This window comes from Stutzerimonas sp. LR2 (assembly GCF_055755175.1).
The window spans coordinates 497,053-518,790 of record NZ_JBVTRR010000004.1; the positions used below are offsets into that span (position 1 = coordinate 497,053).

Annotated in this window: 23 protein-coding genes; 3 read left to right on the forward strand and 20 right to left on the reverse strand. The window is 65.3% G+C overall.

From position 1 onward, the window contains the following. Positions 1 to 9 precede the first annotated feature (9 nt). The 12 genes from ACVRRC_RS16655 to selD form a co-directional block, all read right to left on the reverse strand. Positions 10 to 1,194 (reverse strand): acetyl-CoA C-acyltransferase, encoded by a 1,185-nt coding sequence (locus ACVRRC_RS16655; RefSeq protein WP_472997261.1) that lies wholly within the window; start codon positions 1,192 to 1,194, stop codon positions 10 to 12. 11 nt (positions 1,195 to 1,205) lie between these two features. Then, positions 1,206 to 1,973 (reverse strand): SDR family NAD(P)-dependent oxidoreductase, encoded by a 768-nt coding sequence (locus ACVRRC_RS16660; RefSeq protein WP_126526485.1) that lies wholly within the window; start codon positions 1,971 to 1,973, stop codon positions 1,206 to 1,208. A 186-nt stretch (positions 1,974 to 2,159) separates the two neighbouring features. Then, the gene (locus tag ACVRRC_RS16665; RefSeq protein ID WP_472997262.1) at positions 2,160 to 3,218 is read right to left on the reverse strand and encodes an AraC family transcriptional regulator; all 1,059 of its coding nucleotides are present in this window, start codon (positions 3,216 to 3,218) and stop codon (positions 2,160 to 2,162) included. 67 nt (positions 3,219 to 3,285) lie between these two features. Beyond that, positions 3,286 to 3,723, reverse strand: a complete 438-nt coding sequence (locus ACVRRC_RS16670; RefSeq protein ID WP_011913057.1) for a YqaA family protein — start codon at positions 3,721 to 3,723, stop codon at positions 3,286 to 3,288. 60 nt (positions 3,724 to 3,783) lie between these two features. Next, on the reverse strand, positions 3,784 to 4,239 hold the full coding sequence (locus ACVRRC_RS16675) for a hypothetical protein (RefSeq protein ID WP_013982622.1): 456 nt from the start codon (positions 4,237 to 4,239) through the stop codon (positions 3,784 to 3,786). Between the two features lie 249 nt (positions 4,240 to 4,488). Next, positions 4,489 to 5,286 (reverse strand): acyl-CoA thioesterase, encoded by a 798-nt coding sequence (locus ACVRRC_RS16680; RefSeq protein ID WP_045158201.1) that lies wholly within the window; start codon positions 5,284 to 5,286, stop codon positions 4,489 to 4,491. A gap of 118 nt (positions 5,287 to 5,404) precedes the next feature. Further along, the gene (locus ACVRRC_RS16685) at positions 5,405 to 7,405 is read right to left on the reverse strand and encodes a transglutaminase TgpA family protein (RefSeq protein ID WP_013982620.1); all 2,001 of its coding nucleotides are present in this window, start codon (positions 7,403 to 7,405) and stop codon (positions 5,405 to 5,407) included. Next, positions 7,402 to 8,364, reverse strand: coding sequence for a DUF58 domain-containing protein (locus tag ACVRRC_RS16690; protein WP_017245280.1), 963 nt, complete (start codon positions 8,362 to 8,364; stop codon positions 7,402 to 7,404). The genes ACVRRC_RS16685 and ACVRRC_RS16690 overlap by 4 nt, the downstream gene beginning before the upstream one ends. Before the next feature lie 34 nt (positions 8,365 to 8,398). After that, a complete protein-coding gene (locus ACVRRC_RS16695) occupies positions 8,399 to 9,316 on the reverse strand; it encodes an AAA family ATPase (RefSeq protein WP_011913051.1) in 918 nt (305 codons plus the stop codon). 278 nt (positions 9,317 to 9,594) lie between these two features. Then, positions 9,595 to 9,873 carry a hypothetical protein gene (locus ACVRRC_RS16700; RefSeq protein WP_011913049.1) on the reverse strand — a complete coding sequence of 93 codons (279 nt, stop codon included), beginning with the start codon at positions 9,871 to 9,873 and terminating at the stop codon, positions 9,595 to 9,597. 28 nt (positions 9,874 to 9,901) lie between these two features. Further along, complete coding sequence (gene mnmH / locus ACVRRC_RS16705) at positions 9,902 to 11,008, reverse strand: tRNA 2-selenouridine(34) synthase MnmH (RefSeq protein ID WP_236450432.1); 1,107 nt, start codon at positions 11,006 to 11,008, stop codon at positions 9,902 to 9,904. Continuing rightward, entirely contained in the window at positions 11,008 to 12,042 is a 1,035-nt protein-coding gene (gene selD / locus ACVRRC_RS16710; protein WP_013982616.1) for a selenide, water dikinase SelD, read from the reverse strand. The genes mnmH and selD overlap by 1 nt, the downstream gene beginning before the upstream one ends. A gap of 121 nt (positions 12,043 to 12,163) precedes the next feature. Between selD and ACVRRC_RS16715 the strand changes: the two genes are divergently transcribed. Next, positions 12,164 to 13,150, forward strand: a complete 987-nt coding sequence (locus ACVRRC_RS16715; protein ID WP_011913046.1) for a patatin-like phospholipase family protein — start codon at positions 12,164 to 12,166, stop codon at positions 13,148 to 13,150. A 13-nt stretch (positions 13,151 to 13,163) separates the two neighbouring features. Here the strand turns inward: ACVRRC_RS16715 and ACVRRC_RS16720 are convergent, their stop codons facing one another. The 8 genes from ACVRRC_RS16720 to ACVRRC_RS16755 form a co-directional block, all read right to left on the reverse strand. Continuing rightward, positions 13,164 to 14,258: an AI-2E family transporter gene (locus ACVRRC_RS16720; protein WP_020306189.1), complete on the reverse strand. Its 1,095-nt coding sequence runs from the start codon at positions 14,256 to 14,258 to the stop codon at positions 13,164 to 13,166. A gap of 85 nt (positions 14,259 to 14,343) precedes the next feature. Further along, positions 14,344 to 15,162, reverse strand: coding sequence for a DUF4892 domain-containing protein (locus ACVRRC_RS16725; RefSeq protein ID WP_011913044.1), 819 nt, complete (start codon positions 15,160 to 15,162; stop codon positions 14,344 to 14,346). Positions 15,163 to 15,379: 217 nt separating this feature from the next. Then, entirely contained in the window at positions 15,380 to 16,237 is an 858-nt protein-coding gene (locus ACVRRC_RS16730) for an alpha/beta fold hydrolase (protein ID WP_256068506.1), read from the reverse strand. Beyond that, positions 16,234 to 17,046: an alpha/beta fold hydrolase gene (locus tag ACVRRC_RS16735; RefSeq protein ID WP_017245276.1), complete on the reverse strand. Its 813-nt coding sequence runs from the start codon at positions 17,044 to 17,046 to the stop codon at positions 16,234 to 16,236. The genes ACVRRC_RS16730 and ACVRRC_RS16735 overlap by 4 nt, the downstream gene beginning before the upstream one ends. A gap of 130 nt (positions 17,047 to 17,176) precedes the next feature. Further along, complete coding sequence (locus ACVRRC_RS16740; protein ID WP_017245275.1) at positions 17,177 to 17,620, reverse strand: hotdog fold thioesterase; 444 nt, start codon at positions 17,618 to 17,620, stop codon at positions 17,177 to 17,179. Positions 17,621 to 17,696: 76 nt separating this feature from the next. Beyond that, complete coding sequence (gene sixA / locus ACVRRC_RS16745; protein WP_017245274.1) at positions 17,697 to 18,155, reverse strand: phosphohistidine phosphatase SixA; 459 nt, start codon at positions 18,153 to 18,155, stop codon at positions 17,697 to 17,699. After that, positions 18,152 to 18,508: a DUF4389 domain-containing protein gene (locus ACVRRC_RS16750; protein ID WP_026006572.1), complete on the reverse strand. Its 357-nt coding sequence runs from the start codon at positions 18,506 to 18,508 to the stop codon at positions 18,152 to 18,154. The genes sixA and ACVRRC_RS16750 overlap by 4 nt, the downstream gene beginning before the upstream one ends. A 15-nt stretch (positions 18,509 to 18,523) precedes the next feature. Then, positions 18,524 to 19,546, reverse strand: coding sequence for an NAD(P)H-dependent glycerol-3-phosphate dehydrogenase (locus ACVRRC_RS16755; protein WP_013982610.1), 1,023 nt, complete (start codon positions 19,544 to 19,546; stop codon positions 18,524 to 18,526). Positions 19,547 to 19,962: 416 nt separating this feature from the next. Between ACVRRC_RS16755 and fabA the strand changes: the two genes are divergently transcribed. Both fabA and fabB read left to right on the forward strand, forming a co-directional pair. Next, entirely contained in the window at positions 19,963 to 20,478 is a 516-nt protein-coding gene (gene fabA / locus ACVRRC_RS16760; protein ID WP_003285418.1) for a 3-hydroxyacyl-[acyl-carrier-protein] dehydratase FabA, read from the forward strand. A gap of 11 nt (positions 20,479 to 20,489) precedes the next feature. Then, a complete protein-coding gene (gene fabB / locus ACVRRC_RS16765) occupies positions 20,490 to 21,707 on the forward strand; it encodes a beta-ketoacyl-ACP synthase I (protein ID WP_013982608.1) in 1,218 nt (405 codons plus the stop codon). The last annotated feature ends 31 nt before the right edge of the window (positions 21,708 to 21,738 follow it).

A 21,738-nucleotide genomic window follows, 5' to 3' on the forward strand; every position in this document is an offset into this window, starting at 1 on the left:
GGCGCCTCCTCAGACCAGTTCGACGGCCATGGCGGTGGCTTCGCCGCCGCCGATGCAGATCGCCGCCACGCCGCGGCGCAGGCCACGGGCGCGCAAAGCCGAAAGCAGCGTCACCAGGATTCGCGCACCCGAAGCACCGATGGGATGCCCGAGCGCACAGGCGCCACCGTTGACGTTGACCTTGGCGGGGTCCAGGGCCAGCTCGCGCATGGCGGCCATGGCAACCACGGCGAAGGCCTCGTTGATCTCGAACAGATCGACCTCCTCGACGGCCCAACCGGTGCGCTCCATCAGCTTGCGGATCGCCCCGATTGGCGCCGTGGTGAACAGGTTCGGTGCATCGGCATAGGCCGCATGGCCATGGATCACCGCCTGCGGCTGCAGACCCCAGCGCTCGGCTTCGGAGCGACGCATCAGCAGCAGCGCGGCGGCGCCGTCGGAAATCGAACTGGAATTGGCCGCTGTCACCGTGCCGCCCTCGCGGAAGGCCGGTTTGAGGCTGGGAATCTTCTCCGGCATCGCCTTGGGCGGCTGCTCGTCGTCACGAATCTGCCGCTGCTGTTTACCCTGGGTGACCTCCAGCGTGACGATCTCCTCGGCGAAACGCCCCTCGGCTATGGCCGACTGGGCGCGGCGCAGCGATTCCAGCGCGTAGCCGTCCTGCTGCTCGCGGCTGAAGCCGAAGGTGTCGGCGCATTCCTCGGCGAAAGTGCCCATCAGCCGGCCTTTGTCGAACGAATCTTCCAGGCCATCGAGGAACATGTGGTCGAGCACCCGGCCGTGGCCCATGCGGTAGCCGCCGCGGGCGCGGTCGAGCAGGTACGGTGCGTTGCTCATGCTTTCCATGCCGCCAGCGACAACGATATCGGCGCTGCCGGCGAGCAGCTGATCATGGGCCATGATCACCGTCTGCATGCCCGAGCCGCACATCTTGTTCACGGTGGTGCAGGTAGTGGCGCGGGTCAGTCCGGCGCTCAATGCCGCCTGCCGTGCCGGTGCCTGCCCCTGGCCGGCAGGTAGCACACAGCCCATCAGCACGTCCTGCACGTTCTCGGCCGGCAGCCCGCTGCGTTCCACCGTGGCGCGGATGGCGGCAGCGCCGAGTTGCCAGGCGGTCATGCCCTGCAGGTCGCCCTGAAAGCCGCCCATGGGCGTGCGTGCGCTGCTGACGATTACGATCGGATCATCTTTCATCTCTGCTTCCTTCATTTGGCGGCCATGCGCAAGGCACCGTCGAGGCGGATCACCTCGCCGTTGAGCATGCTGTTCTCGAAGATGTGCCGCACCAGCGCGGCGTATTCGGCCGGATACCCCAGACGTGGCGGGAATGGCACGCCGGCAGCCAGCGAGTCGCGGATTTCCTGGGTCATGCCGGCCATCATCGGCGTCTCGAATACGCCGGGGGCGATGGTCATTACCCGGATGCCGAAGCGCGCCAGCTCGCGGGCGGCCGGCAATGTCAGGCTGACCACACCGCCCTTGGACGCGGCATAGGCGGTCTGGCCGATCTGCCCGTCGAAGGCGGCGATCGAGGCCGTATTGATGATCGCGCCGCGCTCGCCGCCTTCGTCCGGAGCGTTCTCGGCCATGGCCTCGGCGACCAGGCGCAGCATGTTGAAGCTGCCGATCAGGTTGATGCCGACGATGCGGCTGAAGCTGTCCAGACTGTGCGGCCCGTTGCGGCCGAGGACCTTTTCGCCGCCGGCGACGCCGGCGCAGTTGACCAATCCGTGCAGCGCACCGAAGCGTTCGCGAGCAGCGCTGACGGCATGGCGGGCGGCCGTCTCGTCGCGGATGTCGGCGACCACACTGAACGCGTTCGCGCCCAGTGCGTGGGCAGTGGCCTGTGCGGCCGTTTCGTCGAGGTCGACCAGAACCACCTTGCCGCCCGCCTCGACCAGCGCCTGCGCCGCTGCGGCGCCGAGGCCGGACGCGCCGCCGGTGATAAGGAATACGTTGTCCTGAATCCGCATGGCGTTCTCCCGTGCTTGTTGTTATGGGGTTCAAAGCCGGGATCATCTTTGGACAGCGACGGGCGGGCGGCAATGGTCGATCTATTCAACCTGCCTGACCGTTTTGGCCAATGGCAAAAAGCGATTACGGGTCTGCCCATAGAGCGAGGGCAAAACTGCTGGGGATGGAGCCCAGCAGCACCGCGCTCAGCCTCGAGCCGGCGCGAGAATGAGGTTGCGGTAGTGGCCCGGATTGATACCCGTCCACTTGCGAAAGGCCTTGTAGAACGAGCTGACATCGGCAAACCCCAGTCGCTCGGCAATCTCGCCATAGCTGACGCTGGCGTCGGCCAGCCACTCGGTGGCCATTTCCTGACGCAGGCCGTCCTTGATGGCCTGGTAAGGCTGCCCCGCTTCAGCCAGACGGCGACGCAGCGTCGAGGCCGACATGCACAGTGCCTGCGCCAGTGTCTCGCTGTCCGGCCAGCGCTCGGCGGGGAGGCTTCGCAGGTGCTGCTTGATGCGACTGGCCAGGCTGGAATGGTCCCGGTAGCGCACCAGAATGTTGGCCGGCGCCTCGGCAAGGAAACTGCGCAGTTCCGCCTCGCTGCGACGGATCGGCAGATCGAGCACCTCGGCAGCGAAGATGATGCGCGTCGAAGGACGCGCGAAGCGCAGGTTGTCGGAGAACATGACCCGGTAGTCGTCGGTGTACTCCGGCTCGGCGCAGCGCAACTCCACCGCCAGCAAGGGAATGCGCCGCCCCACGAGCCAACAGGCCAGCCCGTGCAGCAGCATCCAGTAGGTGAAGTAGCAGAACGCCCGGGCCGGCTCGGCGTTGCGCTCGCGCAACACCACTTCGGCAAGACTCTGGCTACGGATCAGCTTGCCGCGCAGGTTTTCCAGACCCAGGCCGAGAAATTCCAGCGCATGCACCAGAGCCTTCTCCAGCGTCGGCTGCTGCATGCAACTGCGGCTGAGGAAGACGAAGCTGCCCGAGCGCAGGCGTCGCGGGTCCATGCCGAAAAATTCGTCGTCGAAGCGCCGCGCCAGGCGCAGCCAGAGTTGCGAGTAGTCGCGCACGTCCATGCGCCCATCGGGGTTTCGCAGGCAGCCGGGTTCGAGACCGATCTGTTCCAGCAGCTGCTCGGCGGTCAGCCCCGGTTGCAGGAAGCCGCACAGCGCCTCGACCACCAGCCGCACGCTGATACTGTCGCGGCTAGCGGTGACCGCCTTGTCAGCCTTCAATTGCGCCTCGGTGATCATGCGGCTCGGGTTCCTCCATCGATGCCCGCCATGATCGGCCAGGCCGCCGCGTCTGTCAGCCCTCGCCTCACATCCAGCCGAGCGTGAGCGCCATTACCATCAGATAACGACCGGTCTTGGCCAGGCTGACGATCAGCAGGAAGCTCCACAGCGGCTCGCGCATCACCCCGGCCACCAGGGTCAGCGGATCGCCGATGATCGGCACCCAACTGAGCAGCAGGGTCCAGCGGCCGTAGCGGTGATAGCTGGCTTGCGCCCTCGCCAGCTGACGCTCGTTGACCGGGAACCAGCGCTTGTGACGAAAGTGCTCGACATAACGGCCCAGCAGCCAGTTCACCAGCGAGCCCAGCACGTTTCCCAGACTCGCCAGCGCCACCAGCTCCCATGCTGCATAGCGTTCGGTCAGCAGCAGCCCGGCCAGCACGGCTTCGGACTGCATGGGCAGCAGGGTCGCAGCGCCGAAGGCTGCCAGGAACAGGCCGAGATAGCCGGAAAGCTCGAACATCCACCGTCCCGTGAGGCAGTCTCTGAGTGGTGCGGCAGTATGCTCGAAACGCGTCTGCGCTTACATCTCGTGAATGCGGCTGACCTGGCGCGCCAGGCGCATCGTCTCGTGCTCCTCGAGATGCAGCAGGTCTTCGGCCAGGTTGCGCGCACCGTCGATCTCGGCCCGACGCGCCAGGGAACGGTAGAGGTCGATGACCTGATTGTGGATGGTGAAGATATCCAGCGATATCTCCTCCACGCTCATGGTGTCGTAGGCCTTGCAGGCCTGGTTGCGCAGTACAGGATTGCGCGTCAGGTAATCGTAGATCCAGGTGTGCAGTGCTTTCGGATCGGCGTGCTTCTCGATCTTGTCGACCGTTTCGGCCAGCGCTCGCTCGTGATCGGCGATGTAGACCAGCAGCCACTTGGCGCGGGTCTCGTCGTGCTTGTCGGAACAACGTGCCATGCAGCGGGCCAGCATGGCATGGGTGTCGCGTGTCCAGTCGATCAGGTCTTCGAATCGCTCGATCTTCATCGCCAAATCTCCCCTGTGTGGCGGCAAACAGCACGGCGCCGATCCGCCTGCTGTCGCTCGAGTCTGTCCACGGCTCAGGCTCTTTGCCATGACCCTGGTTAAGAGACTAGCTCAGCCTGCCTGCGCGCGACCCGCCATGGCGCGCAACCTTGCTACAGATCATTGCTGAGCGGGTCGGCACGAGCGAGGCAGTGTGCCGAGCGCTCAGACCATCCAGAGGACTACGTCAGGTCGGCGCGACGTCCGGCCTCAGCCGAACACCGTCACGGTCTGCCTGCTCAGCGCGATCAGCTCGCCAGATGGCGACCACAGTGCCGCAGCGCAATGTCCGTAGCCGTCGCGGGCATGCTCAATCTCGGCGCGGTACATGCACCATTCATGGCTGTCGAGCACGGGCATCGGCTGGATGAACTCGATGGTCCAGGTCAGCGAACTGCCCGGCGCGAAGCTCTTGAGATGCGGCAGCACAGCGGGCGGCCAGGCGTCCACCAGCGCCAGCAGGTGCGCCTCGGTCATCGGTTCGCGCGGAACGTCGCCACGCTGACGAACCCAGCCGCCCATCTGGCGGGAGCTGTTGCCGCTGAACGGCAGGCCACCGACACCCCAGCGCATCGCCAGGTAGCGGGTGAACTCCGGCGTCACGCCCGGTACGTAGGGCAGCTCCTGGCAGGCTTCCACTGGCGGCATGGACGGACCGGGCTCGGCCGGCACATCGATCACCGAACTGCGCGGCGCGCCAAAACTGCCCTGAACGATGGTGACCACCTGGCCATCCTGCACCACCCGGCCCAGCATCTGGCTCACCGCCTTGCCTTCGCGCAGCACTTCGGCCTCGTACCTGGCTGGCTTGTCCACCGCCAGCGGACCAACGAAGGTGATCGCCAGCGAGCGCAGCGGGCGTCCTTCAGGCACCTTGGCGCGCATGTTCTCGAATACCAGCGCTGCGACCAGGCCGCCGAAACCCGCACGCCCCTGCCCCCAGCTGGCCGGCACGACCACGCTTTCGGGATTGTCACGCACCGCTTGCAGCAGCTCGCAAAGCTCCATATGCACCTCGTTATCGTTCGTTATGCCGGCGATGTTAAAGGCGCATGGGAGGCGGCGCGACCCTGTCTGGCAGAAGCGGCCGGATGAAATGCCGAATCATCCATGTTGGCAATGAATGTCAGGAATGCCGCCGCGGGGCAGCGATCCGCCAGGGCATGGCGCGTCGAACGTTGGTCAGGGCGCGCGACAGCTCCTCTCCCGGCCCGGGCAGCTGCGCGTAACGCTGCGCCTCGTACAGCCGGACGAATGCGCGGATTGCTGGCGCCTGATCGGGCATTTCGGTAGCGGCCCGTTCGGCGAAGCTGCGTGCCCCCTCGCCTTTGTGGCGGCGGATACCCTGGCGTGCCAGCAGGCGCTCGAAGCGATCGAACTGGCGCTGCTGAACATCTTTTTCCCGCCGCCAGGGTTTGAACAGCACGAGCGCCAGTATTCCGGTCAGCAGCCCGAGCACGGCGACCAGGCCCAGACCGAGCGCCTGGCCGTCGAGCTTGCCAAACCAGCGCTGCAGCATCTGCGACTGCTGCTCATCCTGATAATTGAGGACCCAGCGCTGCCAGCCATAGTTGAGGCTGTCCCAGCGCAGCCGCAACGTGTTCATCCAGCCGACGTCGCGGAACCGCAGCAGCGACAGCGGCTCGTCGGCGAGAAAGCTCCGCTCCCGCGCCAAGGCTTGTTCCAGCCCCTGCTCGACGCGCTCGGGCGCGACCTGGAAAGTCGGGTCGACACTGACCCAGCCGCGCTCGGCGACCCAGTATTCGACCCAGGCATGGGCATCGAACTGATGCACCGAAAGGTAGTTGCCCGCAGGATTGACCTCGCCGCCCTGGTAGCCGGCCACAACGCGCGCCGGAATGCCCGCCGCGCGCAGCACGAAGGTCATGGCGCCGGCGTAGTGGGCACAGAAGCCGCTGCGGGTCTGGAACAGGAAGTCGTCGACGATATCGCTACCCACCGGCGGTGGTTCCAACGTGTAGTGATACGGCTCGCGGTTGAAATGCCGCAGCAGTGCATCCACCACTGCCTGTGGCTCCTGTGCGCTGCGCCGCAGCTCGGCAGCCCAGGTGCGGCTGCGCGGGTTGCCCTGCTCCGGCAACTGCAGCGCCCGGGCAAGGCTTTCCGGCGCACCGATGGCTTCGCGTCGGGCGTCCAGCCAGGATGTCACCCGGTACATCAGCGGCTTGGTCACCGGCTGGCGGCGCTGCAGATGGAAATCGGTCATCAGTTGAGCCCCGCCCGACGCAACCTGAGCAACGTCCAGGGCGAACAGCCAGGGCTGGCCGCTGGGCTGCATGACCACGCTATAGCTGAGCGGCTCGCCCAGCGCCTGCCACTCCGGTGCCTGGGGCACGTTGGATGCGTAAGACTGCGACCAGCGCCGGCCATCGAAACGCTCGAAGGTCACCGCGCGCCAGTAGAGCTGGTCGCGAGGGGGAATCTCGCCGTCGAAGCTGACACGAAACGCCAGCTCCGCCGAGCGCCCCAGCCGCGCGATATCGCCAGGCGCCATGTGGTCAGCCAGACCGGTCGTACCCCTGTCGCCGGCCTGCGGCAGCGACCACAGCGGTGGCAGGCGGGGAAAGAACAGGAACAGCACCAGCATCAGTGGTACCGCCTGCAACAGCAGCGCGCCGGCCAGCCGCACGGTCGGCCACGGCCGCGTCACCAGGCTGCTCTGCTGCAGGCCGATCATCGCGGCGAGCAATGCAGTGACCGGAAGGAGGCTGTAGAGCCCGGCGAGCAGGCTGTCCTCGAACAGGTAGCTGGTCACCACCGCGAAGAAGCCGAGAAAGATCAGCACCAGCGCATCGCGGCGGGTACTCATCTCCACCAGCTTGAGGATGAATGCGGCAATCAGCAGCACCACACCGGCCTCGAGCCCGACCAGGCTGCCGCGGGAAAAGTACACCCCGAATCCCGCCCCGATCATCAGCAGCGCCTTGGTCCAGCTGCGCGGGTAACGAGCGCGCATGCGGAAGATCTGGATTCGCCAGCCCGCGCAGCCCAGCCACAGGCCGATGATCCACAGCGGCAGATGGGTGAGATGCGGCAGGATCACCAGCACCTGCGCCACCAGCAGCCAGATCAGGCTGTTGCGCGGAATACCCGGCTTCGCACTCATGCATCGCCCCCATCGGCCAGGCCGTGCAGCGCCAGCGCACGCAGGCAGGCATCTCGATGCGCCTGGCCGCTGTCCGGGCCGAACAAGCCGGCCGGCAGCCGCAGCGCGAACGGCTGCTGCTTTTCGCTGAGGTCGATGACCCAGTGGCAGAGCACCGACAGTCGTTGCTCGGTATCGCCGGTAAGCGCGTCGAAATCCAGCAGCGGATCGTTACCGAGCAGGCTGGCGAAATCCTTGACCAACAGGCCCTGGCCGCGCGAATAGGCCTTCCAGTGCAGGCGTCGACGCGGATCGCCCGGCTGCCAGGCCCGCAAGCCCTGATAGTCGTCGACGCCCGAGCCGCGGGTCAGCACGCCTTCATCCTCGGTCTCCGGCGCGCTGCCGCCCTGGGGACGCTCGGCTGCCGACGGCTGCGGATAGACCAGTGCGGCCAGCTCCAGGTCGATCCAGCTCCAGGCCACCAGCAGCCCCAGCGGGAAACGGCTCTCCACCCGCACCCGGCCCGGTCGCAACCAACCGCGGCGGCGGGTCGGCAGGCTCAGCTCGACTTCCACGGTGCCTCCGGCCGGAACGTCGACCAGGCGCAGCCCGCTCGCCGGCCAGCCCAGCGCAACGGCTTGATAGGCGCGTCCCTGGCTCTCCAGGCGGACGCGCAGCAAGGCCTGCTCACCGACGAACGCCGCGGTGGTGCCGCCGGCCTGCAGCACCAGCCCGGCCAGGTTGCGCCAGGTGTGCAGGATGGTGACCAGATAGAGGGAGCCAAGCAGGAAGGTCAGCCCATAGGCCAGGCTGTTCTGGTAGTTGATCGCGGTAAGCAGCATAAGCAGCAGCGCCACCATGAACATCAGCCCCACCGCCGTCGGCATGATGAAGATTCGCCGCTGGTTCAGCCGCACGCTGGAAGCCGGCGGAATGCGCCGCAGCAACCAGCGGTCGCGAAAGCGCGGCAGCAACCTCACGCCGGACGCCGGCAGTAGGGGGCGGACAGCTGCCTCACAGCGCCGGCACCTCGCGCAGCAGCCATTGCACCAGCGCACCGCCCCCGTGACCGGTGGCATCCGCGCGCTCGCGCAGACGGTGGCCGACCACGGTGGGCAACACGGCCTGCACATCCTCCGGAATCACGTAGTCGCGTCCGTCGAGGAATGCCCAGGCGCGGGCAGCCGCCAGCAACGCCAGGCTGCCGCGCGGCGACAGCCCCCAGGCGAACTGCGGCTGAGTGCGCGTGGCCTCCACCAGACGCAGCACGTAATCGACAAGGGCATCGCTGACCCGCACATGGCCGACTGCATCCTGGATTGCCCGCAGTTCGTCGTGCTGCAGCAACGGTTCGAGTCGGGTCAGCAGATCGCGCCGGGACTCACCCAGCAGCAGCGATTTTTCCGCCGCCTTGGCGGGGTAGCCCAGGGAGACGCGCATAAGAAAGCGGTCCAGTTGCGACTCCGGCAAGGCGAAGGTGCCGCCAGAGCTCACCGGGTTCTGCGTGGCAATGACGAAGAACGGCTCGGGCAAGGGGCGTGTCGCCCCTTCGATGGTGACCTGCCCCTCCTCCATGGCTTCAAGCAGCGCGCTCTGGCTTTTCGGCGTGGCGCGGTTGATCTCGTCGGCGAGCACCAGCTCGGCGAAGATCGGCCCGGGGTGGAAGACGAACTGCCCGCTGTCCTTGTCGAATACCGAGGTGCCGAGAATGTCGCCAGGCAGCAGGTCGGACGTGAACTGGATGCGCTGGAAGTCCAGGCCCAGCACTTTGGCCAGGGCATGACTCAGGGTGGTCTTGCCCATCCCGGGCATGTCCTCCACCAGCAGGTGACCGCGGGCCAGCAGGCAGGCCATGGCCAACCGGACCTGCGCCTCCTTGCCGAGCAATACTTCATTGACTGCTCGCAGGCAGGCGTCCAATCGGGTGCGCATCGAAATCTCCTTCGTTCGTCGTCCCGATGCTACTGGTCGGCCGCGACCAGGCAAAGCAATGGAAACGCCCGGTGACGACTTTGTGATTTGCGCCCGCTCTGGCAGCCGGCCGCTTGACCGCGCGCCAGGCGAGCGTGCGCGCTAAAGACGTTGGGGATGCTGGCGCGAAGCGCAGTGCTCACGCCCGATGACAGGAAGCTGACCGAACCAGCCAAACCGCTCGCCAACGGCTGCCCAGGCCGCACTCAATGCACGGCCGAGCAGCGGTGATAGCCGGTTTAACGTCCGGCGCGGGATTCACGGAGGTAGAAACGCGCCTTCTGTGCCTTCTGCGTGCAACCGCGGAAGGCTTCGAACTGCTGCTGGGTCTTGGCGCCGGTCAGCAACGCCATGGCCTTGGAATAGCTCACGGTACCGGCAAAGCCCTCGGCTTCCGCCAGGCTCTGCTCCTTCCATGCCGCGTCCAACTCCGCGGCACAGCTGTCACGGTACGCGGTCTTGCCGGCACAGCCGGCCAGCAGCACAACCAGCAAAGGCAAAGTCAGCCAGGTTTTCATCGCATCATCCCTCATGTGCCATTCAGGGTTACGGCGCGCTGCGCGCCTTACGGTTACGCAAATACTCGACGACAGACGGCTGGTCGCCGGCGAACTCGATCCGCTCGGCCTTGCTCTCGCGTTGGTAGGCGTACATCGGGTCGTAATATTCGCCCAACAACGCTTCGATCCAGGCGCGATGCAGATCGACCGCACCGCTGCGCGCCTGCTCCGCCAGGGCCTGATCCATCAGCAGGGCCAGGCGCTGGTAACGCTCGCCGCCGAGCCGCTTGTTGATATTGACCAGACTTTGCTGAAGACGCTCAGCGAATGCAGCGAAACCGTTCTCACCCTGTTCGCTGATGAACTCGGCGCACAGGTCGATCACATAGTCCTTGAGGATGCGCTCGACCCGGCCTTGCAGACTGTCCTCCAGCCAGATCAACGGAAACTGCTGCATGCCCTGGAACAGCGGCAGCGGGATGGAGCAGCGCCCGACCAGGCGCGCCTCGTCCTCGATCACGAAGCTTTCGATCCCTGCCGCGCGCATCTTCAGCAGGCGGATCGCCAGCGCGTTCTCGAAATCGATCTGTGAGGGCTGCGGCGTGGCGCGCTTGCCGAAGCTGGAGCCGCGGTGGTTGGCCAGCCCTTCGAGATCCAGGCTGTTGCCCAGCTGGGCCAGCACCTCGGTCTTGCCGGTCCCGGTCATGCCGCCCACCAGTACGAACTCGCACTGCTCCACCGCCTGCTCGATGGTGTCGAGCAGAAAGTGACGCATCGCCTTGTAACCGCCGACCACGCGCGGGTAGTCGATGCCCATCTCGTCCTTCAACCATTGCTGGACGATCTTCGAACGCAAACCACCGCGGAAGCAGTACAGGTAACCGTCCGGGTGGGCGCGGGCGAAATCGGCCCAGGCCTGCAGCCGCTCGGCCTTGGTCTTGCCGGAGACCAGCTGATGGCCCATCTCGATGGCGGCTTTCTGGCCGTGCTGCTTGTAGCAGGTGCCGACCTTCTGCCGCTCCACATCATTCATCAGCGGCAGATTGACCACGCCGGGAAAGGCCCCCTTGCCGAACTCCACCGGCGCACGGGCATCCATCATGGGAACGTCGTTGAGGAACAGCTCGCGATAATTCTCCGTGTCGCCGCGCATTAACGTACCTCGACCGCATGGCTACGCGCGGCGACCAGCTGGCCGATCGGCTCCAGCGCAAGGCCGAGCTCGGCACAGGCCGCGAGGAACTCCGCCTCGCCCTCCGGCGCCACGGCGACCAACAGCCCGCCACTGGTCTGCGGATCGCAAAGCAGAGGTTTGTGACGCTCGTCGAGTGTGGCGATGCGCTCCCCATAGCTGTCGAAATTGCGCTGGGTGCCACCCGGTACGCAGCCCTGCTCCAGGTAGTATTCAATGCCAGGCAGGCGCGGTACGCGGGCGTATTCGATCTCCGCGGTCAGGCCGCTGCCATCGGCCATCTCCACCAGATGGCCGAGCAGGCCGAAACCGGTCACGTCAGTCATGGCACGAACGCCTTCAAGCTTGCCGAAGCGGCTGCCGGCGGTGTTCAGCGTGCACATCCAGTCGCGGGCCAAGCCGACGTCCTCGACGCGCAGCTTGGCCTTCTTCTCGGCGGTGGTGAGGATACCGATGCCCAGCGGCTTGGTCAGGTACAGCTTGCAGCCGGCGGTAGCGGTGTCGTTACGCTTCATCTGGCGCTTGTTCACCAGGCCGGTGACGGCCAGCCCGAAGATCGGCTCGGGCGCATCGATCGAGTGCCCGCCGGCCAGCGGAATGCCGGCGGCATCGCAGACGGCACGGCCCCCGGCGATCACTTCGCGGGCGACTTCCGGCGGCAGCACGTTGACCGGCCAACCGAGGATCGCGATGGCCATCAGCGGGTCGCCGCCCATGGCATAGATGTCGCTGATGGCGTTGGTCGCGGCGATGCGGCCGAAGTCGAAGGGATCATCGACGATGGGCATGAAGAAGTCGGTGGTCGATACCACACCGCGCTCCTCGTCGATGCCATAGACCGCCGCATCATCGCGCGAGGCGTTGCCGACCCACAGACGCGGATCGAGATTCTGCGCACCGCTGCCGGCAAGAATCACGTCCAGCACCTTGGGCGATATCTTGCAGCCGCAGCCGGCGCCATGACTGTACTGGGTGAGGCGGATCGGTTCGCTCATCGGACTCTCTCGTGACACGTGCACAAACGGGCGGCGATTGTAGCAAAGGCGGCCACGCATTCGCCCTTGCAGGCTCGCCGGCCAGGCATGAAGCTATCGCCAATGCCACAGGGAGAACCGCATGAGCAAGAGAGTTGCACTGGTATTGGGATCCGGCGGTGCGCGGGGCTATGCGCACATCGGCGTGATCGAGGAGCTGGAAGCGCGTGGCTACGAGATCGCCTGCATCGCCGGCTGCTCCATGGGCGCCGTGGTTGGCGGCATCTACGCGGCGGGCAAGCTCGACGAATATCGCGCCTGGATCGAGAGCCTGGACTACCTGGATCTGCTGCGCCTGGTCGATCCCAGCTTCAGCCTGGGGGCGATCCGCGGCGAAAAGGTGTTCGGTCGGATCCGCGACATGGTCGGCAAGATCTGCATCGAGGACCTGCCGATCCCCTTCACCGCCGTTGCCACCGACCTCACCAACCAGCAGGAAATCTGGTTCCAGGAAGGCAGCCTGGAGCTGGCGATGCGCGCCTCCGCCGCCATTCCCAGCCTGTTCACCCCGGTGATGCAGGGTAACCGCATGCTGGTCGACGGCGGCCTGCTCAATCCTCTGCCCATCGTCCCGGTGGTGTCGGCGCACTGCGACATGATCATCGCGGTCAACCTCAACGCCAACAACCACAAGCAGTACCCGCTGCCGGAGATCGAGCGCCCCGGACGCTTCGACACGATCATGAGTTCGATCAGTTCGCACCTGCCCTTTTGGCGCAAGGAGGAGACCGCCCTGGCCGAACTCGACGACATCCGCGCCGGCGAGTTGCTGCGCGGCGACCAGCCACCGGCGGCGCCAACCAGCCGCAGCGCACCGAAATCCGCTGAAGGTGCAACAGTGGTCGACGTGACCGGGCCGGCCTCGCTGCTGGAGCTGATCAACCAGAGTTTCGACGTCATGCAGTCATCGCTGGCGCAGTACAAGATCGCCGGCTACCCGCCGAACGTGCTGGTCAACATCCCCAAGCGCGCCTGTCGCTTCTACGAGTTCTACAAGGCGCCCGAGCTGATCGCCCTCGGGCGCATCGTCGCCCATGACGCGCTGGTGCGTTACGAAGAGGAGCAGTGAGCGCAGCCTGACGCTACGGGCCGACCGACTCGCGCGACTCGCCTGGAAGCTGTGTCGACTCATGGGCCGGCATCTGCGGCACCTCCTTGATCAGCCAGTCGCCGAGCAGACTGTAGGCGACCGCGAGTAGCGTCGGACCGAGGAACAGTCCCATGAAGCCGAAGGCGAGGATGCCGCCGAATACCCCGAGCAGCACCACCACCAGCGGCAGGTTGCCGCCCCGGCTGATGAGATAGGGCTTGAGCACGTTGTCCACGCCGCTGATGACGAACATGCCCCAGATGCCGAGGAACACCGCCATGCCGTAGTCGCCCTGCCAGGCCAGCCAGGCGACTGCCGGCCCCCAGATCAGCGGGGGTACCATGATGAAACTGCAGGCGAAGGTCAGTAGACCCAGCACCAGCGCGCCCGGAATGCCGGCGATGAGGAAACCGATGTAGGCCAGAATCGCCTGCGCCGCGGCCGTCCCGATCACCCCGTTGACCACTCGCTGCACGGTTCCGGCCACGAGTTCGAGGTAATGGTCGGCTCGATCACCGATCAGCCGGTGCAGCAGACTGTGCACGAAGGCCGACAGCCGTGGCCCGTCACGATAGAAGAAGAACACCAGCACCAGGCTCAGTGCCAATTCGAGCATGCCGCCGCCGATCCGCGCACTGCGCACCAGCAGCCAGTTGGCGACCTGGCCGATATAAGGCCTGATGCTGGCGATCAGAGCAGTGCCCTGCTCGTCCACCGTATTCCAGAAGTTCACCAGCGAATCACCGATCAACGGCAGCTCACCGAGCCATTCAGGCGCAGGCGGCAACCCTTCGACCTGCAGATCGTGCAGCAGCGCGTTGGCGTCGCGAATCTGATCGGCGATGTTGAACCCCAGCCATACCAGTGGCACGGCCACCAGCACCATCCAGCTGAAGGTGAGCAGCCCCGCCGCGAGCGTGGCGTTGCCGTTCAGCCAGCGGGTCAGCAGGCGCATCACCGGCCAGCTGGCGAATGCCAGCACGGCGGCCCAGAACAAGGCCGACGCAAAAGGCGCCAACACCCAGAGACAGGCTGCCAGCAAGCCGAGCAGCAGGATCTGCGCAAGCAGGCGATCATTGTTGAGCATGGGAAATTACTCTACGCAAAGATACCGACGCACCCTATGCATTGGGTGCGTCGACAGAGTCGGCTATTGCAGCCGCAATGCCGTGTCAGCGCAATAGGCGGATCAGCAGTCCCGACTCCTGCGACTCGTCGACTTCCAGTCGCCCGCCGCGGATGCGCTCGGCGATCAGCGCCTCTCGCCACGCTGCGGCGCCCTGCCCCGCGAGACTGATGCGCGTTGTGCTGTCCAGCCGAAGGACATTGGCCAGCAGCTCGCCCCACTCGGCAGTCGGCTGATCAGCCAGGCGTGGCAGGCGCAGCTCGCCGGTGCTGCGCAGCTGACGCAGCAGGGTCGCCGCGGTGGGCAGCACCTGGGCCAGCGGCTCGTCGGGTTGCAGCTGCTCGACATGCAGGTAGGGCCGACCATTGCCGCGGGTCACGCCGTATAGCGCGATCAGGTCGTCCTGCCCCTCGGTTTCCCCTTCTGGCAGGCGAGCCAGTAGATAGGCCTGCTGCGCTTCCGGCCCGTAGAGCATGGATTTGCCGAAGATGGCGTTGGCCCACAGGCTGCTGGAGCCGCATTCGCGCCCTTCGCACCAGAACAACAGTTCGGCACCCTGCTCCAGCAGGTCGCCGCGGGCCTGGGTGAAGGCCTCGATGCCAGTGTGCGAAGCCGGCAGCTGGTAAGTCACGGCGGTCAGTCGGCCAGAGGCGACCACCTGAGCGGCCATGCGCAGGTTGCCGCTGATGCGACGTATGGAGTCCTGCGGGTAGATGCGTTCCTGAACGGTGGACTGCCGGTAGTCGATGATCTGCGCTTGGGCGAAGCGCGGCACACGCTCGAGATCAGCACTGCCGGCCACATCGGCCGCGATTGCAGCAGCGGACAGAAACAAAGCCGGTGCGGCCATCCATGCACGTCGCATAAAACTCCTCAACGGATCACCTTCGACTGTTCGCCTGAACTCGGCGGCTGCGGCAAGCCCAGGTCAAGCGCAGGGGCTTGGCCAGCGAGCGTTGCGACGGTGGAGCATTCGATCATTGCGCTGACTCGGCTGGGAACGTTGCCGTCCAGCCTCGCCAGTTGGCAAAAGCAAGTCAAGCAAGGCTTTGCGAGAGAGTATTGCAAACGCTTGACTGCTCTCAGCCGTGGAAGAAGGCGTTGAACACTGCAGCAACCGCTTCGGCGCCCGGCTCGTCATCCAGATGCAGATGATGGCCACCGGGCAGGCGCTGCACCGCGAAGGGCAGCCCGTCGACCAGTTCTCGCAGCTCCGGTTGGATCATCAGCCCCTGCTCGGCCAGCACCAGACTGCTGGGGCAGGTGACCTGCCGGACGAATGCCTGCGCGTGGGCACGGGTCAGCCGCATGGCTGAAGGCAGCATCAGACGCGCGTCGGTTCGCCAGGTGTAACCGCCGGGCACCGGCATCAGTCCGCGCTGCGCCAAACGCTCGGCCGCCTCGCGACTGACCGCGCCGACGCCTTTCATGCGCGCCTGCACGGCTTTGTCGAACGTGGAATAGACGGGCTTGCGCTTGTCGTCCACGGCCAGCAATGCCTCGAGCGCGGCACCGAGTTTCTGCGGCGCGCCGTCCGCCTCGCCGGTATAGGGGATGGCGCCGTCGATCAATGCCAGGCGCTCGATGCGCGCTGGCAAGGCACCGGCGAGCAGCACCGAGACGATCGCGCCCATGGAGTGCCCGAGCAGGGAAAAGCGCTGCCAGCCGAACTGCTCGGCGACCTGCAGCACATCGTGGGCATAGTCCCAGATGTTGTACCCCGCGCCGGCCGGGCGGTGGTCCGAATGGCCATGCCCCGGCAGGTCGAGCGCGACGATGCGAAGCCCTTGCAGGCGCGGGGCCAGCCGACTGAAGGTGGCGGCGTTGTCCAGCCAGCCGTGCAACGCGATGACCGGCTTGCCGTCTTCAGGTCCGTACAGGTGCGCCGCCACCTCCAGATGAGGCAGGCTCAGCCGGACCTCTTCGAACAACATACTCATGCCGCCCCCCGGGACAACGCGCGACCTGCATCCCAGCGCCCCAGCAGCTCGCGCAGCTTCTCGGCCGTCTGCTGAGGTCGCTCGAACGGAAACATATGGCCACCGGACAGCGTATGCGCTTCGCCACGGGCCATCAGCCGCAGCAGGTAGGCATGGTGCGGGAGTACCACACGGCTCTCGCGGCCGCGCACCATGGCCAACGGAATCTTCAGCGCGGGCGGCCAGCCGGGCGTGAGGTGCGGCACGCTGCGGTAGATGCTGATTTCGGTCTGCGGATCGAAGCGCAGGCGCAGCCCCTGCCCCGCCGGCTCCAGCCCGTGTTCGATGTAGGCCTCCAGGCATTCGGGATCGAAGCTGCTGAACAGCGCCTTGCCGGCGAAATAGGCGCGCGCTTCCTCGGCACTGGAGAACTGTTCGCGGCGTCCGAGCGTGCGGCCGGCCGGGGTCAGCCGGTCGATGAAGCCCAGCCGCTTGGCAGCCCAGATGACGGTCTGGTCGAACCAGGTCGGCAACGGTGAATCGAGCATGACCACGCCGTGGTAAAGCTCGGGCCGCAGCAGCGCGGCGCGGTAGTGCAGCATGCCGCCGAACGAGTGCCCGACCCCCCACACCGGTTCGCGCAGGCCTTCGAGCTGCTCGAACAGCTCGTCGAGCAGGTTGTTCCAGTTATCGTCCACCGGGAAACGCGGATCATGTCCGTGCCGATCCATGTGCGCGACCCGGTATTCCGGCGCAAGGGCCTCGAACAGCTTGCGATAGGTCGCCGAGGGGAAGCCGTTGGCATGAGCGAAAAAGATAGGTTGCGACATGAACTGAAGGTGCCGGACAGACTGAGCCCTCATTGTCTGGCAGCCCTCGGCAGGCGGCAATCGCCATAGCCCTGCCGAATGAAGGGCATTCAGGCCAATCAGCAGGCCGCATTGTCCGGCCCGCCGGCGATCAGCTCGGTAAGCCGCCCTTGTCCAGCGGCACGATAGCAACGGTCAGCCGGGAAATGCAGCTCGGCTTGCCGTCCTCGCCGCTCAGGCGAATGTCCCATACATGGGTCGAACGCCCCAGATGCACCGGCCGGCATACCCCGGTCACCCGTCCACTGCGCAGGCCACGCAGGTGATTGGCATTGACCTCGAGCCCCACGCAATAGAACTTGCTGGTGTCGATGCAGTGATAGCTGGCCATGGAACCCAGGGTCTCGGCCAGCACCACGGAGGCGCCGCCATGCAGCAGGCCATACGGCTGATGGGTGCGAGCATCGACCGGCATGCTTGCGGTGATGGACGAGTCATCGAAGGACTCGAAGCGGATATCCAGCAGGTCGGTGATGGTGTTCTTGCGAGTGCTGTGAAGCTCTTCCAGGTCGGGCTGACGGTGCCAGATGCTCAAGGCGCATACTCCTGAGGGCTATTGTTGTTCTGGGATGCCGCTGTGACCACGCATGACCAAGCGGACCCGACCAACCCTAACCAACATGGTGCAAGGACGCCAGCTGCATCAGCCCGCCCGCGATGGCTTCCCCTTCGAGTTCGGCGAGCGACGCCGTCGCCATCGGCAGCGGCTCGGAATGACTGCCGTTGACCAGCCAACCGGCCAGGTTGCCGACGAAGGGCTGGTGCGTGACCAGGAGCAGATCGCTCTCGCCGCGCATATCGAGCGCTCGCAGGGCCTCTTCGAGATCCGACTCGGGCGTGGCCCAGTCCACGGTTTCCCGCCGGCCGCTGAAACCCAGTGCCTTGCAGACCTCATCGGCGGTCTGCTGTGCACGCTGGTAGGGGCTGACCAGCACTACCTGCAGCGGCTTGCCGCGCAGAAAAGTGGCACTGCGGCGCACGTCACGCCGGCCTCCCTCGGTCAGGTTGCGCTCGGCATCCGTACGTGCGCGTGGTTCGGCCTCGCCATGACGCAGCAACCAGAGCCTCATGCCGTAGGGCCTTGTTGAGAGTCATTCGATTCACTGGACGCAGCCGGCGGCACCGGCGTGACCAGTTCCACATCCGCTGGGCGTGGTGTGGGCCAATCCGACAACGGCCAGGGCTTGCGCTCGGTATTGAAGGTGGCGAAACGACCGATCTGCGCAATGTACTGGCTCAGGCTGTCGCCGAAGCCCTGCAGGCTGGAGTCGGCGTTCCCCTTGACCAGGCGCATCACCAGCTGCAGCACCACGACCACCAGCAGCGCCAACTCGGCCAGTTGCCAGACGAAGAAGAAGATCAGCATCCAGACGGCCCGCAGAATCAGCGATTCGCGCTCCGTAGCCTGATTCGATTGGTTCATGGACATAGCCTCGGCTCAGAATCCGTCGGTTGAAATGAAATCCACATCGGTCTTGGGTTCGCCACGCATCAGCACGCCAATGATCTGATCGAGCGTACGCCCCTCGAACAGGATGGCATGCAGGCCGGCGACCAGTGGCATATAGACCTGCAGTTCCTCGGCCTTGCACTTGAGCACCTTGATGGTGTTCACGCCTTCGGCAACCTCGCCCAGCCGTGAAACCGCCTCGTCGAGACTGAGTCCCTCGCCAAGCGCATAGCCGACCTGGAAGTTGCGACTCTTCGACGAGGTGCAGGTGACGATCAGATCGCCGACCCCGGCGAGGCCGAGAAAGGTCATGGGGTTGGCGCCGAGCTTTACGGCGAATCGCGTCATCTCCGCAAGCGCCCGGGTGATCAGCATGCTGCGCGTGTTCTCGCCCATGCCCAGCGCCGCCGCCATGCCCGCCATGATCGCGTAGACATTCTTCAGCGCCCCGCCCAGCTCGACACCGAAACGGTCGGAGCTGGCATATACACGAAAGGTCCGCCCATGCAGCACCTTCTGCACATGGCGGCACAAGGCCTCGTCCTGGCTGGCAACCACCGTCGCGGTCAGCGCGTGCTCGGCGACTTCGCGCGCCAGGTTCGGCCCGGAGAGCACACCGATGCGCGCCTGAGGCGCGATCTGCTCGAGGATCTGACTCATCAGCATGAAACTCTCGGCCTCGATGCCCTTGGTGGTGCTGACCAGCATCTTGCCCCCCAACTGCGTCGCGAACGGCTGCAGCGCCTGGCGCAACGCGCTGGACGGCAGGGCGACGAAGACCAGCTCGCACGCATCGAGAGTGGAAGACAGATCGGTGGTCGGCTCCACCAGCGGAAGGATCTCGACACCTTTGAGATAGCGCGGGTTCTGCCTCAGGGTACGGATGCTTTCGGCCTGTTCGGCATCGCGCATCCAGAGCAGGACGTGGTGACCGTTTTCGGCCAGCAGATTGGCAATCGCGGTACCGAAACTGCCGCCGCCGAGTACCGCAATGGGTTGCTGTCGTGTCATGAGGGTTCCGTCGTGGGCCATCCGAAATGGCAGTGCGAGGCATTATACGTTTCGCGTCCGCAGCGAACAGCGCAACAGCAAGCCCCTGTGAAATCATCCGGTTACAGTTGCATCCGGCGTCAGCGGACACGCCTGGAAAACGATTCACCCGGGCCATGCAACCGTCACTGCAACGATTGTCTATAGAGGACAAGCTGTCGCAAGGTCCTCGTTAGCCTTTCAGGAGTGTTAAAGTAGCCGCCCGATTCTGTCTTTGCGTCCTTCAGCCGCAGGTACGGGTGAATGGCGTCGCTGTTGTCAGGCTGTGACTTTAGCCACAACGCGACAGTCTATGACTAGTCTTGATGATCAGGCCTCGAACTCGGGCCCGGTATGTAAGCAGCAAAGCCCTTCGCGGGGCCCATTGAGGAATACGCATGACCAAACAACACGCCTTTACTCGGGAAGACCTGCTTCGTTGCAGCCGCGGCGAACTCTTCGGTCCCGGTAATGCGCAACTGCCCGCGCCGAACATGCTGATGGTCGATCGTATCGTTCACATCAGTGAAGTGGGCGGCAAGTATGGCAAGGGCGAGCTGGTCGCCGAGCTGGATATCAACCCTGATCTCTGGTTCTTCGCTTGCCACTTCGAAGGCGATCCGGTCATGCCCGGCTGCCTGGGTCTCGATGCCATGTGGCAGCTGGTCGGCTTCTACCTCGGCTGGCAGGGCAACCCTGGCCGCGGGCGTGCACTGGGTTCTGGCGAAGTCAAGTTCTTCGGCCAGGTGCTGCCGACCGCCAAGAAGGTCACCTACAACATCCATATCAAGCGCACCATCAACCGCTCGCTGATCCTCGGCATCGCCGATGGCACCGTCAGCGTTGATGGCCGCGAGATCTACAGTGCCGAAGGCTTGCGCGTCGGCCTGTTCACCTCTACCGACAGCTTTTGAAGGACATCCGCATGCGTCGCGTCGTGATCACTGGCCTGGGTATCGTTTCCTGCCTGGGCAATGACAAAGAGACCGTCTCCGGCAACCTGCGCGCCGGTCGCCCCGGCATTCGCTTCAACCAGTCCTATGCGGACATGGGGCTGCGCAGCCAGGTCTCGGGCTCCGTCAACCTGAACCTCGAAGAGCTGATCGACCGCAAGGTCCTGCGCTTCATGGGTGACGCCGCCGCCTACGCCTACCTGGCGATGGAGCAGGCCGTGAAGGACGCCGGTTTCAGTCTGGATGACATTTCCAACCCGCGTATCGGCCTGGTGGCCGGCTCGGGTGGTGCATCGACCATCAATCAGATGGAAGCCATCGATATCCTGCGCGACAAGGGCGTCAAGCGCATCGGCCCATACCGCGTTCCGCGCACCATGAGCAGCACCGTCTCGGCCTGTCTCGCGACCCCGTTCCGCATCAAGGGCATCAACTACTCCATCGCCTCGGCTTGCGCCACCAGCGCGCATTGCATCGGCCATGCGATGGAGCAGATCCAGATGGGCAAGCAGGACGTCGTCTTCGCCGGTGGCGGTGAAGAGGAACACTGGAGCCAGAGCTGCCTGTTCGACGCCATGGGCGCCCTGTCCAGCCAGTACAACGAAACTCCGGAAAAGGCCTCCCGCGCCTACGATGCCAAGCGTGACGGTTTCGTCATCGCCGGCGGTGGCGGCATGGTCGTGGTCGAAGAGCTGGAGCACGCCCTCAAGCGCGGCGCCAAGATCTACGCGGAAATCGTCGGTTATGGCGCTACATCCGATGGCTACGACATGGTCGCCCCGAGCGGCGAAGGCGCCCTGCGCTGCATGCAGCAGGCGATGTCCACCGTCGAAGGCTCGATCGACTACCTGAACACCCATGGCACGTCCACCCCGGTGGGCGACGTGGCCGAGATCAAGGCCGTGCGCAACATGTTCGGCGACAAGATCCCGACCATCAGCTCGACCAAGAGCCTGTCCGGCCATTCGCTGGGCGCTGCCGGTGTCCACGAGGCGATCTACTCGATGCTGATGATGGAAGGCAACTTCATCGCAGCCTCGGCCAACATCGACGAGCTGGACCCGGAAGTCGCGGACATGCCGATCCTGCGGGAAACCCGCGAGAACGCTCAGATCGACACGATCATGAGCAACAGCTTCGGCTTCGGCGGCACCAACGCCACGCTGGTACTGCGCCGCTACAAGGCCTGATCCAGCAAGTGACACACGAAAACGGCGCCCT